Source organism: Shouchella phoenicis, from assembly GCF_047238345.1.
Lineage (GTDB): Bacteria > Bacillota > Bacilli > Bacillales > Bacillaceae_D > Shouchella.
Map to the genome: position 1 here is coordinate 1,009,031 of NZ_JBDFMQ010000001.1, position 14,532 is coordinate 1,023,562.

The following is a 14,532-nucleotide window of genomic DNA, read 5'->3' on the forward strand; positions in this document are numbered from 1 at the left end:
AAGCGGAGGAACTTGTCATGTCACAAGCATATAAGCAAGCAGGGGTCGATATAGAAGCAGGATACGAAGCAGTGAAACGGATGAAAACGCATGTCGAGCGAACGAAACGACAAGGTGTGCTTGGAAGCTTAGGTGGGTTTGGGGGCAACTTTGATCTTTCGCAATTAGGTTTAAACGAGCCGGTACTTGTTTCAGGGACAGACGGTGTGGGAACGAAGCTGATGCTTGCTTTTATGGCGGATCAACATGATACAATCGGGCAAGATGCCGTTGCAATGTGTGTAAACGACATTGTTGTGCAAGGAGCAGAGCCGTTGTATTTCTTAGATTACTTAGCACTCGGAAAAGCGGATCCAGCAAAGATTGAAGCGATTGTTAAGGGTGTTGCAGACGGTTGCGAGCTAGCAGGATGTGCGCTTATTGGCGGGGAAACAGCGGAAATGCCCGGTATGTATAGTGATGAAGAATATGATTTAGCCGGGTTTTCTGTAGGCGCTGTTGAGAAAAGCAAAATGATTACTGGAGCGACAATTGAAGCTGGTGACGTACTGATTGGCTTGGCTTCAAGTGGACTCCATTCAAACGGTTTTTCGCTTGTTCGTAAGTTATTGCTTGAACAGGCTGGTCTTTCGTTGGACAGTGTTCCTAAAGCGTTAGGGAAGCCGCTTGGAGAGGAACTGCTGACTCCGACTAAAATTTACGTCAAACCCGTTCTTAAAGCTGTCCGCTCACAGCTTGTAAAAGGGGCTGCGCATATTACAGGTGGTGGGTTTTATGAAAACATCCCAAGAATGCTTCCAGAAGGGTTAGGCGCAGAAATTGATTATGGATCATGGCCGATTCCAGCTATATTCTCTTTGCTTAAGGAACAAGGAGATTTGTCTGACAAAGATCTATTTTCAACGTTTAACATGGGAATTGGTATGGTGCTGACAGTAAGTGAGGAACACTTGCATGTAGCCATCCGTTGTTTAGAAGACGCTGGAGAGACAGCTTATATTATTGGTAGAGTGACGGGCCAATCAGGTATTACAATTGGAAGTATTCAACCATGAGGCTAGCGATCTTTGCCTCTGGCTCTGGTACAAATGCGGAGAATTTGATTCAAAGAACGCAAAATGGATCAGCAAAAGGAAATGTTGTACTCGTTGTCAGTGATAAACGACAGGCACCCGTTCTTAAAAAAGCAAGCGAATTAGATGTAGAGACTGCTGAAGTTTTGCCAAGCAACTTTGTAGATAAACGAGCTTATGAAACACATCTGATTGATCGATTACATGCAGCTAAAGTGGAGTTGATCCTGCTGGCTGGCTATATGCGTTTAATTGGAACAACGCTTTTAGAAGCGTTTGAAGGGAGAATTGTAAACATTCATCCTTCAATGCTGCCGCTTTTTCCAGGTCTTGATGCAGTTGGCCAAGCACTTGAAGCCAAGGCGAAGGAAACAGGTGTCACCATCCACTACGTCGATGCAGGTATGGATACAGGTCCGGTGATTGCGCAGGAAAAAGTAGCCATTGCACTAGATGATGATCATGCTTCATTAACAACGAAAATTCAAGCAGTCGAACATCAACTTTATCCACAGGTTGTCAATCAGATTGTGGCAGAAAAGACTAGGGGAGAAAATGAATGAAGAAACGTGCACTCGTAAGCGTATCAAATAAAGATGGACTCATTCCATTTGTTAATGAACTAGTAGAACAGGGTATCGAGATTCTTTCTACGGGCGGAACGAAGCGCTCATTAGAAGAAGCAGGGATCCCGGTGAAAAATGTTTCAGATGTGACGGCGTTTCCAGAAATTTTAGATGGTCGGGTCAAAACCCTTCATCCAGCCATTCATGGTGGATTACTCGCGAGACGAGATAAAGCTGACCACATGAACCAAATTGCAGAATTAGACATTACGCCAATTGACTTTGTCGTCGTAAATCTTTACCCGTTTGCTGAAACGATTGCAAAGCCAGATGCTTCTTTCGAAGATGCCATTGAAAACATTGATATTGGTGGACCAAGTATGCTCCGTTCTGCAGCGAAAAATCATGCAGACGTAACCGTTGTCGTTGATCCGAATGATTACGAGGCAGTCCTTGCTAGTTTAGAACAAAGTGATGATCACCAACGGTCTCTTCGTAAAAAGCTAGCCGCTAAAGTATTTCGTCATACCGCGGCTTACGATGCACTCATTGCTTCTTATTTAACAGAAGCAGTAGATGAGCGCCATCCTGAAACATTAACGGTTACATATACGCATAAGCAAGCATTACGTTACGGTGAAAATCCTCATCAAAAAGCTGCATTTTACGAGAAAAGCAACGGATCAGCTTCTTCTATCGCAAAAGCGAAACAGCTACATGGAAAAGAGCTTTCTTACAATAATATTAATGATGCCAACGCGGCACTTGAAGTGATTAAAGAATTCATCGAACCAGCTGCTGTTGCGATCAAGCATATGAATCCATGTGGTGTAGGAACAGGCGAATCAATTGCTACCGCTTTTAATCGCGCCTATGAAGCCGATTCAAAATCAATATTTGGTGGCATTGTTGCCCTTAATCGTGAAGTGGATAAAGAAACCGCACAGACAATGAGCGAGATTTTCTTAGAAGTTATCCTTGCTCCACATTTTAGCCCGGAAGCGAAAGAAATTTTGACGAAGAAAAAGAATATTCGCTTACTAGAAGTAGCAGTGGATAAAGGTGAAACAGAAGACAAGCTGACCTCAATTCACGGTGGCTTATTATTACAAGAAGAAGATACGCTAGGACTGGATGATGCGGATCGCCAAGTTGTGACAAAGCGCGAGCCGACTGAAGAAGAGTGGACAGCGTTATCTTTAGGTTGGAAAGTCGTTAAGCATGTCAAATCAAATGCCATCGTTCTAGCAAATGGTGAGATGACAGTCGGTGTTGGCGCAGGACAAATGAATCGTGTTGGTTCAGCGGCAATCGCGATTGAACAAGCAGGCGAGCGAGCAAAAGGGGCGGTGCTTGCATCTGATGCGTTTTTCCCTTACGGTGATACAGTAGAAACAGCAGCTAAAGCAGGAGTAACGGCGATCATTCAACCTGGAGGATCTGTTCGAGATGATGAATCGATCCAAAAGGCAGATGAATATGGCATTGCGATGGTGTTTACTGGATTACGTCATTTTAAACATTAAGGGGGACACGATTCATGAATGTATTAATCATTGGAAACGGTGGAAGAGAGCATGCGATTGCCTGGAGTGCCTCAAACAGCAAGCTGGTTGAGACAGTCTATATAGCGCCAGGTAATGATGGCATGGCAGACCTTGGTATCTGTCTTGGGTTGGAAGCTTCCGATCACGATGCACTTGTGCAGTTTGCCATACAAAGTGACATTGGTTTAGTCATTGTTGGACCTGAGATTCCTTTATTAGAAGGGTTAGTTGACCGATTTGAATTTGAAGAGATACCTGTATTCGGTCCAAGAAAAGAGGCGGCCATACTTGAAGGCTCTAAGTCGTTTGCAAAAGAATTAATGCACCAGTACGGTATACCCACAGCAGCATCAAAAACATTTACTGACTTTGAAGCTGCAGCGAACTATGTAAGAGCAGAGGGTGCTCCAATTGTCATTAAAGCAGATGGTCTTGCGGCTGGGAAAGGTGTAACGGTTGCATTAACTGAAGAGGAAGCCATCGGTGCACTTCAACATATTTTAGTCGATCATGGGTTTGGCGAAGCTGGTGCCAAAGTCGTCATTGAAGAATACCTTGAAGGGGAAGAACTATCATTAATGGCATTCGTTAATGGAACAACAGTCGTTCCGATGGTTCCGGCGCAAGATCATAAGCGCGCATATGATGGAGACAAAGGGCCAAACACAGGTGGCATGGGCGCATATTCACCAGTGCCTCAGTTTTCTGACGATGATGTTGAAGAAGCTGTAAGAACGATTCTACAACCAACAGCAAATGCGATGGTGGAGGAAGGACGTTCTTTTACTGGGGTCCTTTATGCAGGCTTAATGATGACGACTCATGGCCCAAAAGTAATCGAATATAATGCGCGCTTTGGTGATCCTGAAACACAAGTCGTTTTGCCACGCCTTGAGACTGATCTTATTCAAGTCATACTCAATGTGCTAAACGGTGAACCAGTAGAATTGAAATGGAAAGAAGAGGCGGTTGTAGGTGTGGTTCATGCCAGCGTCGGTTATCCAGAAGCGTATGCAAAAGGTGTACCGATTCACGGCATTGAAGAAGCTACACAAGATCATCTAATCTTCCATGCAGGAACGAAGAAAGCAACAGAGTGGCAAACCAATGGTGGCAGAGTCCTGTTAGTTGTAGGAACAGGAAGTACCATTGAAGCCGCGCAAGAGCAGGCTTATCAAATGAGTAGCCAGATTAGAAGTGATGGGTTGTTTTATCGGAAAGATATTGCAAGGAAAGCATTACAGTCAATTTAAATTAAAACCAAGGCGACCAGGGGATGGGTTGTCTTGGTTTTTTACGATAACTAGAACGTTCCTTTGCTTAGTTATTAGAACAGACAGAAGCATAAGTGTTCCAGTAAATAATCGAGGAGCGGTAAAATAAGAGCTGGGGATATGTTCTCTGCCGAACGAATCTGGTAAAATAAATAGAATTGTTATGTCTGATTTATAATTATCGGAGGAATGTCCGTGCAACGTGTTTACTATGGTTTTACGTTACTGCTTGTTTTTATTGGGCTGGCGTTTGATGCCTATACCATATTGTGGATAGGTGGGCTATTAACGCTACCGATGCTCATCTATTCATTCACTAAATCAAACCGCTTGTTTAAAAGCATGGGAATTGCTTTTTTAATGGGAGGTGCAATTTTACTACCGTTCAGCGAAGTGACGATACAAGGACTACCACCACTCTTCTCAAACAACTTAACACTTGTTGTTTTTGTAGCGATTGTGCCGTTGATGCAGGCGGCGATCGAGACGTTACACTATGATAAACAAGTGCAAACGTGGTTGTTCAAAGGTGCGCATTCAACAGGGAAACTTCAGACAAAATCGCTCGTTACCACATACGGGTTTGTACCGTTTATGAACCTATCCGTCTTGCCACTTTTACAAAATACGCTCCATCAACATGTAACGAACGTAAACAAGAAAGATCTTAATGCGCTGATAAGCAAAACAACGTTGCGTGGTTATGCGCTTGCGCTTGTTTGGATGCCGATGGAAATTATGGTGGTAACAGCAATCGGCTTAACAGGGCAAAGCTATGTATCACTTGTTCCTTATTTATTGTTTTTATCGATTCTGATGACAGTTATTGAAATCGGAAAAAATAGACTCTGGCAAACGGATTCGCTATCCGTTCACTACGAAGAAACTGTAGGTCGTTCAAAGTGGTCTCTCGTTTTTGCTATTATCATTTTTCTGCTCCTTGTCATTGGTATTGGAGAATGGTTGAATTTATCCTTTATTTTAACCGTTGTGCTATTAATTCCATTGTTTTCTTTTATCTGGACAACCTTTTTTGGAAAAGGAAATGTATTCATAAAAAATGGCCTGTCCTCACTAGATAAACAGCTACGTACAGGTATTCACCCTTTTATTGTCTTGTTTGTTTCATTAGGTTGGTTTACAGGCATTTTGAATCAAACAGAGCTATTAAGCTATGTGCAGGAGCCGCTCTTCCAATTAGGTGAACAGCCAGCCATTCTACTTGCGATTATTCCGATAAGTTTTTATCTGTTAGCGATGGTAGGGATTCATCCCATTGCCACGATGGTACTTGTGCATGAAGTCATTGGTCCGATCTTACTACCGACGATGCCAATCGCATTAACGGTTATGTACATCGTGAGCGCACTCGCAACCTTTACCATTTCGCCATACGGCATTGTGGTGACAATGACAGCTCGTCATACAGAGCAAAATCCTTACCGCATCATGCTAACCAATTTACCTTTCGCGATTCTATTTGCAGCGTTAGCCATAGGTGTATTGTTGCTGATGCAATAATGTTTGTAAGTGGTAAAAATTTGCCACTTACAAGTTTTCAATTACGTGCAAGGAAAGAAGGAATGTCAAATGACGAAAAAAGAGCAAATGATTCAAATGTTAGAAACCTTCGTGATGATGGATAGTGGCTCCTATGATAAATCAGGAGTAGATCGATTAGGTTCCCTTTTAATTAATACCTATCGTTCCATTGGTTATGAAGAAACCGTTTATAAGCAAGATGTCTATGGCGATCATATTTTATTACGTCAAAAAACGAACAGTCAAGAGTCTAGCATTCTACTGTTAGCGCATATGGATACAGTTTTTCCTGCTGGCACAGCTATTTCTCGTCCGTTCACGATTGATGGCGATTATGCACATGGACCAGGAGTAGCAGATATGAAAGGTAGTCATGTGACAACGTTTTTTGCGCTAAGAGAACTCTATGAAACGCATCCAGATTTATTGCGGCATATTGACGTGCTGTTAACGAGTGATGAGGAAATTGGCGCAGTCTCAGCTCGTCCTTACATCGAACAACATGCACAAGGAAAAAAAGCGGTCTTAGTCATGGAACCAGCTCGAAAAGACGGTTCGGTTGTGACGTTTCGACGTGGCGGCGGCCGTTACACAATGAAAGTAGAGGGGATTGCCGCTCATTCCGGGAACGACCCAGAAAAAGGAGCAAGTGCTATTGAAGAATTGGCGCATAAAATTATTGCACTTCACCGGTTGTCTGATCAAGAAGCTGGAATACATGTAAATGTGGGCGTAATAAAAGGTGGGACCTCTGTCAATACCGTGGCCGATTATGCAGAAGCAGATATTGATATTCGAATTTCTACGATAGAGCAAGCTAGTGAACTTGAACATGTAATACATGACATTGCTAAAGAAAATTATGTGTCACAAACAAAAACAACAGTAGAAGGTGGTATTACGAGACCACCAATGGTTCGTACAGAAGAAACGATCCAACTCTATCACCTGGTCAAAGCTTGTGGAGCGCAATTAGGGATTGAGGTAAAAGAGACCGCATCAGGAGGCGGTTCCGATGCTTCCTATACATCCGCATTAGGTGTACCAACCATTGATGGGATGGGTCCAATAGGAGGAGGGTTTCACAGTGTTGAAGAGTTTTTATTCGTTCCTTCTTTAGAAGAACGATCAAACCTTCTTGTTAACGTCATGAAACACCTGCTTACAAGAGACGCGGTGTTTGGATAAGTGGTACAACTCCCGTTTTACATAGTTGATGTGTTTGCCGAGCGTGCTTATTCAGGAAACCAACTTGCGGTTTTCATAGTGGAAGAGAATCTTTCACCTACAGTAAGGCAAAAGATAGCAAAAGAACTTCACTTTTCAGAGAGTATTTTTATTAAAAAGCGTAAAGATAGTTTAATTGATGTGTGGATTCATACACCTGAAGAAGAAATTCCGTTTGCTGGTCATCCGTTAATTGGAGCGGCATATGTATGGAGTCGCCACCATCAGTCTACAGGAAATCATTTAACATTTTATACCAAGGCTGGACTAATACCTATTTCTTATGAGGAAAAGCGAATGATTTATTGGATGCAGCAACAATCACCTGACTATCGAGAAGTCATCTTAGCAAGTGAAGCCGCTAAAGTCTTAGGATTAGATGTGAAGAAATTCGACCCATCATGGCCTGTTCAAGAAATCTCTACCGGGCTTCCTGTTATAGTCGCTCCAGTAAAGACAATGGAAGCTGTGAAACACGTAAAGTTAAACCTCTCAGCTTACCAAGAGTTAATTGATCGAGTAGAGGCAAAAGGCATCTGTGTATTTGCAATGGAGGGAGATCGCTCGGATATCTATGTACGAGATTTTGCCCCGTTTTATGGGATACAAGAAGATGCGGCAACAGGTTCATCAAATGGAGCAATTCTAGCAGCGATTATGAGAAAAGAAAATGGAGAAGGTGTTTCTCTTCTTTCAGAGCAAGGAGTTGAAATGGGGAGACCCTCTTTGCTTTATTTAAGAGGTGAAAAATCTAAAGTCGAGACAAAAATATTTGTTGGCGGAAACGTTGTCCAACTTGCAAAAGGGCTATGGGACGTTGAAAAGGAGACGGAATGATTAAACAAATTAGTTGTACCCATGACTGGAACCATTCATTAAGCCATTTATTAGTCGACTGTGTGAATGATGGCGCTTCAATAAATTTTTTAGCCCCTTTGACGCTCAAAAAAGCACATGACTATTGGGATTCTGTTGTGCTTTCAGACACACATAGTTGCTTAATCGCGATAGATGAGGGGAAGGCTGTTGGCACGGTTCAGCTACTTTGTAGTGAAAAGGAAAATGGACGGCACCGTGCAGAAATCGCTAAATTAATGATCCATCCAAATTTCAGGAAAAAAGGACTCGCATCACAATTAATGAACCAAGCAGAACAACTAGCAGTGTCAAAAGGCATTCAATTGCTAACTTTAGATACCGAAAAGGGTTCGTCTGCAAATGCACTGTATCAGCAGTTAGGTTACACATTTGCAGGGTCGATCCCACATTATGCCCAATCTGCTTTATCTCATAAGATCGAGGCGACGAATTTCTACTACAAACAAGTTGGCTCTTTATGAACATCTGGCTAAATTTGCTATTCATCGGATTGGCGAACGGCATTGTAGCTGTTTCAACTCCAGAATTAATGGAAAACCCTTTTTTTTGGATCATTCTCGGTTTGATGATAGCGGGTATTTGTTCTGAACCTCTTTGGTCAAAACCGATTTATCTCTACAACATACTAATTTTTATCGTGACGATTTTCTTAATTTTCTATCGTGTTGATCAGGGTTGGCTGATCATATGGAGCTTGGTTTTCCTTGCTTTTTATACACGAATCGATAAAAGGAGCTATTCTTTCCTATTACTGATCTTCCTTCTGTGCGCTATCGCGGGTACAACTTCGAATGGGGCAGCCATGTTGCTCGCATTATTCATATCCTCCATCAGTCTCTATTGTGCGTGGTCTGCAAATCAGCAGCGACAGCTGACCAATGAGAGCGAAGTTAAAAGTGAAACACTGGTCTATGAAAATCGTTTACTTAAAAGACAGTTGTTAGAGGAAGAAGACTTGGTAAAGCAAGCAGAACGTACTCGAATTGCTCGGGATGTGCATGATACTGTCGGACATCAGTTAACCGCTCTTGGTATGCAGTTGCAAATGGCTGAACTACATGAAAAAGAAGAAAATCACTATCTTATGGGGGCCAGACAAACAGCTCGTCAAGCATTAGACGAAATGAGAAATGCTGTACAGGCACTTGAAAAAGAAGAAGTTCGCGGTGTTGCCATGATCGTTCGATTAATTCGCAAATTAGAGGTAGAAAGCCATGTTCGCGTGACGTTAAAAACTGAAAATGGCGCACTTTCCAAGCAATTATCCAATGAGCAAAGTATTGCTCTCTACCGTTTTGTACAAGAAGGGTTAACAAACGCGATGCGGCATGCGTATGCCAAAAAAGTGGACGTGACACTTTCGGTATATGCAGAAACAACATATGTTGCAATTGTTAAAAACGAAGCCACACCAACAACGTTTAAAGAGGGATTTGGACTTTCGCAACTCCGGAATCGATTCGAGGCTTTAGAGGGACAATTTTTTGCTCGATTTAAAGAGAAGGATTTTTATATGAAAGGGGTGTTTCCACTTGAGCCAAAAACAAATCCTGATCGTTGAAGATCAACCGATTGTTAGACAGGGGCTAAAAATGATGATTGAATTCGGTGGAGAGTACGACGTGCAGGAAGCAAGTGATGGTTTAGAAGCGGTGAAAATCGCACTTTCACACCACCTGGATTTAATTTTAATGGATGTGCGCATGCCGAATATGGACGGTATCCATGCAGTGAAAGAAATTCGGAGACTAAAGAAACAAGTGAAAATCGTGATGCTGACAACGTTTGCGGATGAAGATTATGCACTTCAATCGTTAAAGCTAGGAGCAAACGGATACATATTAAAGGATGCCGACCGAGACAGTTTAATGCTTTCAATAAAAAAAGCACTAGATGGCGAGATGATTCTAGATGGACAAGTCGCGTCGAAAATCATTCCTACATTACTTGAACAAAATCAGGTGGAGCAGAGAGCGACCCCGAATTTAACAGAGCGAGAAAGAGACATTGTTCGTATGGTTGGAGAGGGATTAAGCAACGCAGAGATTGCAGAGGCACTGTTTTTAACAGTTGGGACAGTGAAAAACTATATTAGCCAGCTGTTTTTAAAACTACATGTTCGCGATCGAACACAGTTAGCGATTTATTCTATTAAAAACCAGATATGACTTAAGTCATATAAAAACAAGAAACGAGTGACTTAAGTAAATCCTCACAGCCTACTAAGTCCATTACACTAGAAACTATACAAATGGAGGTGAGTGGTTTGATTGAGACTGAACAAGTGAGTAAATCATTCAAATCTGTACAGGCGGTAAAAGATGTAGGTCTTTATTTAAAAAGTGGTGAGTCTGTTGGGTTGCTCGGACCAAACGGAGCTGGTAAATCTACACTAATTGACATGTTATCGAGCTTAAGCAAGCCTACAAAAGGAAGTATTTTCTTTAATGGGAAACCGATCTTCTCTCAATTAAAAGCGTTCCGAGAAAAAATCGGTGTCGTCCCCCAAGATCTTGCATTGTATGAAGAATTAACTGCAAGAGAAAACTTACTATTTTTTGGAAAAGCGTATAAATTAAATGGGGCGCTCTTGCATGATCGTGTTAGCGAACTATTAAAAATGGTTGAGTTAGAAGAACGTAAAAATGATCAAGTAAAGACGTACTCAGGTGGAATGAAGCGGCGATTGAATTTGGCGATTGCGTTAATTCACAAACCAGACTTTCTAATACTAGATGAACCAACTGTTGGTATTGATCCTCATTCAAGGAGGTATTTGCTCGATTTAATTCGAACACTGCAACGTGAAGAAGGGAAAACCATTCTGTATACAAGTCACTATATGGAAGAAGTTGAATACCTCTGTGATCGCATTTACATTCTGGACCGAGGTTCAATCATTGCTTCAGGGACAAACGAAGAAATCAAACATATTTTAAACCAGGAATGGACCTATGAGCTTTTGGTAAATGAAAAGAATGAGCAATTAGAAGATGAGCTTCATTCAATAGAAGCAGTAAAATCTGTGAATCAGCTGGAGCGAGGCTACCGGGTTGTTTCACAAGATGAAGGTCTATTCCGTTCACTCTTGCAAGTAACAGAGTCGGCAGGGGTTGAAGTTCAAGGGATCAAAGTAGAAGAGCCGACTTTAGAAGATGTATTTTTACATTTAACTGGTCGTTCTTTGCGCGATTAACGAGGTGATGACATGAGTATCTTGAGAAAAGAATTAAAACAACTCCTCAATGATAAAGCTGCCTTGTTAACCACGCTACTGCTGCCATTTATTTCAACGATGATTTTAGGATTTGCGTTGGCAAACGCTTTTGGGTCGCAAGCTGAATTAGACAGTGTGTCGATTGCAATCGTTGAATCGAGTGGATTAGATGAAGACATCTCCATGGCAAACGATGCGCTTTCAGTAGGGGAAGAACTGTTGCAGCAAACCGCTGTACCGGATTCTCTTTTCGTCAACTTAGATGAAGAGATGGTTGTTGATTATTTTTCAGATGGTGATGATTTTATAGAGGAAGATTATACAGCGGTAGTTGCCATTCCTGCTGATTATAGATATAACGTATGGCTTGAGCAATTTGGTGTTGAAAGCGATCGAGAGACTGAACCGTTTCACCTTTTGTTGAATCCGGAGCAACCTCAAGAAGCAATCATTGTTGAAACCATGCTAAACAGTTATTTAGATCAAGTTTATGGATACACGGTTCTTGGAGGAGAGGAGGAACTACCTCAGAATATTGGTGAGGTCGTTGTTCAGGGCGAGTCTCCGATTACGTCATTTGAATACTACACGTATGGAATGGGCGTAGTGTATGTGTTTTTTACAGCAGGCTTAATGGCGAACTTTGCATTCTCTGAAAAGAAGGCAAAGGTATATGGTCGATTGCTTTTAGCCAATATTCAGCCAGTCAGTTATTTATTCGCAAAATTTGTAACGTCTTTTTTCATCGTCCTTTTACAATTAATGGTGTTATTTGCTCTGTCCATGCTAGTTTTCCAACTTACCGTTAGTCAGTGGGGAAGTTTTTTAGCGGTCATTGGTGTCTTGTGTTTATCTGTTGCTAGTGTGGCTTCACTTCTGGTGGCCGTTACATTTAGAGCGAATTCTGAAAAGGCAGCAAACGTATTTATGCTTTTGATCGTTTCGGTTCTCGCTTTTCTAGGTGGAAGTTTCTTTCCAACGTCGGATTTGTCACCAGCACTCGCTGAGATTGGTCGTTTTACACCTAATGGCCATGCTTTACAAGCACTTATTCAATCGGGTCAAGGTGCAACGATAGGAGATGTAACAGGATCGCTTTTCTATTTATCAGGTTTTGCGGTCGTATTTTTTGTGATTGCTTGGATCGTGTTTCCTAGTAAAGGAGGGACAGTGAAATGAATGCCATATTCTATCAGTATGCGAAAGAAATCATTCGCTCACCGTTGACGCTCTTATTAATGATTGGCATGACCATCTTGTTTTCCATCATTATGAGTAGTTCAAACACCTCTGAAGTGGAAGTTAGTGTTTACTCTACTGAACTATCTGACGAACAGGTAAACGAAAAAGTAACCGAACTGCATGATGAACATTCACGTTTTTCATTTGCAGTTATAGACAAAACTGAGGCCGAGCGACGTTTAGCGTCACAACAAGAAGAAGCAATTGTTCAATTAGAGGACGATACGTACACGATTCATGCTGCGTATGAAGAAGCGCCAATTGTTTATATGATTGAGCCTGCTATTCGCTCTCACTATATGATAACTCAAGTAGAGGAAAGAGGAGATCGTGAGGCAGTCAATCAAGAGTTATTTGCATTTGAATCGTCTGCAATGGAAGAGGAGCAAGGGGTGGATTATAATCTACACAGCTTATTTGGATTTACGCTATTCTTTTCCTTTTTTACAATGGGGTTTACGATTTTAACCATCATTGAATTAAAAGAAAATGGTGTATGGAATCGACTTCTGTTAACGCCTACATCAAAAACCCAATTGTATGTTAGTAATTTGCTCGTGGCATTTGTCCTTTCCTTTACCCAAATTGCCATTGTGCTTTCGATCTTTGCGCTCTTCTTTGACGTTGACTTCTATGGTGGTTTCTGGAATTTGTATCTTGTCATTGTGCCCTATTTATTTGCGACCATGGCGTTTGGTATTTTTATGAGTGGTATCGTCACGTCTTCTCAACAGTTATCTGCTGTTATTCCGCTCTTTGCCACAAGTTTTGCCATGCTTGGAGGAACGTTTTGGCCATTAGACGTTGTAGAATCAGATATCATGCTCGCACTGTCGCATATGAGTCCATTACGCTATGGTCTTGAAATGATGGCAGGCGCTACTTATGGAGGATGGAATCTCGCTGACTTCTTACTACCAAGTGCGATTTTAATCTTTATGGGTTTGGCATTTACAGGTATTGGGATTCGCTTAATGGAGAGAAAGGCGGTTTAAAGAAACCGTAGATTTTTTGAAACGAGTTTAGAGAAAAAAGCCTTCTGCAGTGTTTCCTTTTTTCAAGTGATACGCTGGAGGAGGCAATCTTTTAAAGGTTGTCTTGACGATATACGACATAATGTCGTTCCCAGAGTTTTTCTAATGTAGAAAGCGAGACGAGTTTCCAAGGGTGAAATAAAGTTTGCCCATTTTTATTAAAAAAGAGTTGATGATCCACACAATAAGTAGCGTGAATAATAGTCCCTTCTTCATTTTTCCATATGAGCACATCATTCTGTTTTATGTCACTGTTAAGGTGTTCTTTATATTGATTCAAGGTTAAGGCCGTTTGAAATGGCTCTTCATGTAGCCATTCATTTTTATGCCAATCTATAGCTGTAATGGCATAAAGCGTCGCAGAAAGACAGTTCGGCCCACTTGAAGCTGGAAACTGATTGACGGTTGTTTCAATGTGGCGAGGTAAATAGGTAGACGATGGCTCAGTTGTCCAAGAATCCCAATCTTGAGCATAGTGAGTCAAAATTCTCTTTCTTTGATCGAGTGGAAGGGTATACCACATTCTCGATTGGACCACAACTTTAGATCCGTTTAAATAAGATGATTTAACTCTTGGTTCAGAAAAGTAATGAGAAGGTAAGATCCCCCCACGATTATAGCGGATTTGCAGCTTTATTATCCATTCCCGCTCTATTTCACACATCTGTTCAAGCCAGTTTGGTTCAGCGATGATAACGGTGTCGACTTCTTTCGACAGCTGCCATGTTTCTAATGCACTTGTGAGACCTACTTGTGTATAGGTCGTATGTCTAAAAAAGCTTTTTCGATTCATTATAATTGTCTCATTTAATTGGGAAGTAACGCGGGAAAGATCTTCATTTTTAAGAAAAAAATAATCTCTATGCGGAATATAAGTACGTGCCCAATGAGCCAAAACGGACGGGGAAGGTTCTATCTTCATTCTTAAATA

General features: G+C 41.6%; 14 protein-coding genes. 13 read left to right on the top strand and 1 reads right to left on the bottom strand.

Going from position 1 to position 14,532, the window contains the following annotated elements:
- Positions 1–17: 17 nt before the first annotated feature.
- The 13 genes from purM (at position 18) to ABC361_RS05605 (ending at position 13,562) form a co-directional block, all read left to right on the top strand.
- Positions 18–1,055 carry a phosphoribosylformylglycinamidine cyclo-ligase gene (purM, locus tag ABC361_RS05545; RefSeq protein WP_413073070.1) on the top strand — a complete coding sequence of 346 codons (1,038 nt, stop codon included), beginning with the start codon at positions 18–20 and terminating at the stop codon, positions 1,053–1,055.
- A complete protein-coding gene (purN, locus tag ABC361_RS05550) occupies positions 1,052–1,636 on the top strand; it encodes a phosphoribosylglycinamide formyltransferase (protein WP_413073071.1) in 585 nt (194 codons plus the stop codon). Before purM ends, purN begins: the two co-directional genes overlap by 4 nt.
- Positions 1,633–3,165, top strand: a complete 1,533-nt coding sequence (gene purH, locus ABC361_RS05555; RefSeq protein WP_413073072.1) for a bifunctional phosphoribosylaminoimidazolecarboxamide formyltransferase/IMP cyclohydrolase — start codon at positions 1,633–1,635, stop codon at positions 3,163–3,165. The genes purN and purH overlap by 4 nt, the downstream gene beginning before the upstream one ends.
- A 14-nt stretch (positions 3,166–3,179) precedes the next feature.
- On the top strand, positions 3,180–4,439 hold the full coding sequence (gene purD, locus ABC361_RS05560; RefSeq protein WP_413073073.1) for a phosphoribosylamine--glycine ligase: 1,260 nt from the start codon (positions 3,180–3,182) through the stop codon (positions 4,437–4,439).
- A 216-nt stretch (positions 4,440–4,655) separates the two neighbouring features.
- Positions 4,656–5,981 (top strand): hypothetical protein, encoded by a 1,326-nt coding sequence (locus ABC361_RS05565; RefSeq protein ID WP_413073074.1) that lies wholly within the window; start codon positions 4,656–4,658, stop codon positions 5,979–5,981.
- A gap of 69 nt (positions 5,982–6,050) precedes the next feature.
- A complete protein-coding gene (locus ABC361_RS05570; RefSeq protein ID WP_413073075.1) occupies positions 6,051–7,190 on the top strand; it encodes a M20 family metallopeptidase in 1,140 nt (379 codons plus the stop codon).
- Positions 7,191–8,066 carry a PhzF family phenazine biosynthesis protein gene (locus ABC361_RS05575; protein ID WP_413073076.1) on the top strand — a complete coding sequence of 292 codons (876 nt, stop codon included), beginning with the start codon at positions 7,191–7,193 and terminating at the stop codon, positions 8,064–8,066.
- On the top strand, positions 8,063–8,569 hold the full coding sequence (locus tag ABC361_RS05580; protein WP_413073077.1) for a GNAT family N-acetyltransferase: 507 nt from the start codon (positions 8,063–8,065) through the stop codon (positions 8,567–8,569). The genes ABC361_RS05575 and ABC361_RS05580 overlap by 4 nt, the downstream gene beginning before the upstream one ends.
- Positions 8,566–9,669, top strand: a complete 1,104-nt coding sequence (locus tag ABC361_RS05585) for a sensor histidine kinase (protein WP_413073078.1) — start codon at positions 8,566–8,568, stop codon at positions 9,667–9,669. Before ABC361_RS05580 ends, ABC361_RS05585 begins: the two co-directional genes overlap by 4 nt.
- Entirely contained in the window at positions 9,641–10,276 is a 636-nt protein-coding gene (locus ABC361_RS05590; RefSeq protein ID WP_413073079.1) for a response regulator, read from the top strand. The genes ABC361_RS05585 and ABC361_RS05590 overlap by 29 nt, the downstream gene beginning before the upstream one ends.
- A gap of 89 nt (positions 10,277–10,365) precedes the next feature.
- On the top strand, positions 10,366–11,304 hold the full coding sequence (locus ABC361_RS05595) for an ABC transporter ATP-binding protein (RefSeq protein WP_413075724.1): 939 nt from the start codon (positions 10,366–10,368) through the stop codon (positions 11,302–11,304).
- A gap of 12 nt (positions 11,305–11,316) precedes the next feature.
- The gene (locus ABC361_RS05600; RefSeq protein WP_413073080.1) at positions 11,317–12,504 is read left to right on the top strand and encodes an ABC transporter permease; all 1,188 of its coding nucleotides are present in this window, start codon (positions 11,317–11,319) and stop codon (positions 12,502–12,504) included.
- On the top strand, positions 12,501–13,562 hold the full coding sequence (locus ABC361_RS05605; protein ID WP_413073081.1) for an ABC transporter permease: 1,062 nt from the start codon (positions 12,501–12,503) through the stop codon (positions 13,560–13,562). Before ABC361_RS05600 ends, ABC361_RS05605 begins: the two co-directional genes overlap by 4 nt.
- A gap of 91 nt (positions 13,563–13,653) precedes the next feature.
- On the opposite strand, the gene ABC361_RS05610 is transcribed toward ABC361_RS05605, so the two are convergent.
- Complete coding sequence (locus ABC361_RS05610; protein WP_413073082.1) at positions 13,654–14,523, bottom strand: hypothetical protein; 870 nt, start codon at positions 14,521–14,523, stop codon at positions 13,654–13,656.
- Between the last annotated feature and the right edge of the window lie 9 nt (positions 14,524–14,532).

Coding starts and splice junctions, on each gene's coding strand:
- purM (WP_413073070.1), top strand. CDS start 18: ATGTCACAAGCATATAAGCAAGCAGGGGTCGATATAGAAGCAGGATAC.
- purN (WP_413073071.1), top strand. CDS start 1,052: ATGAGGCTAGCGATCTTTGCCTCTGGCTCTGGTACAAATGCGGAGAAT.
- purH (WP_413073072.1), top strand. CDS start 1,633: ATGAAGAAACGTGCACTCGTAAGCGTATCAAATAAAGATGGACTCATT.
- purD (WP_413073073.1), top strand. CDS start 3,180: ATGAATGTATTAATCATTGGAAACGGTGGAAGAGAGCATGCGATTGCC.
- ABC361_RS05570 (WP_413073075.1), top strand. CDS start 6,051: ATGACGAAAAAAGAGCAAATGATTCAAATGTTAGAAACCTTCGTGATG.
- ABC361_RS05580 (WP_413073077.1), top strand. CDS start 8,063: ATGATTAAACAAATTAGTTGTACCCATGACTGGAACCATTCATTAAGC.
- ABC361_RS05585 (WP_413073078.1), top strand. CDS start 8,566: ATGAACATCTGGCTAAATTTGCTATTCATCGGATTGGCGAACGGCATT.
- ABC361_RS05600 (WP_413073080.1), top strand. CDS start 11,317: ATGAGTATCTTGAGAAAAGAATTAAAACAACTCCTCAATGATAAAGCT.
- ABC361_RS05605 (WP_413073081.1), top strand. CDS start 12,501: ATGAATGCCATATTCTATCAGTATGCGAAAGAAATCATTCGCTCACCG.
- ABC361_RS05610 (WP_413073082.1), bottom strand. CDS start 14,523: ATGAAGATAGAACCTTCCCCGTCCGTTTTGGCTCATTGGGCACGTACT.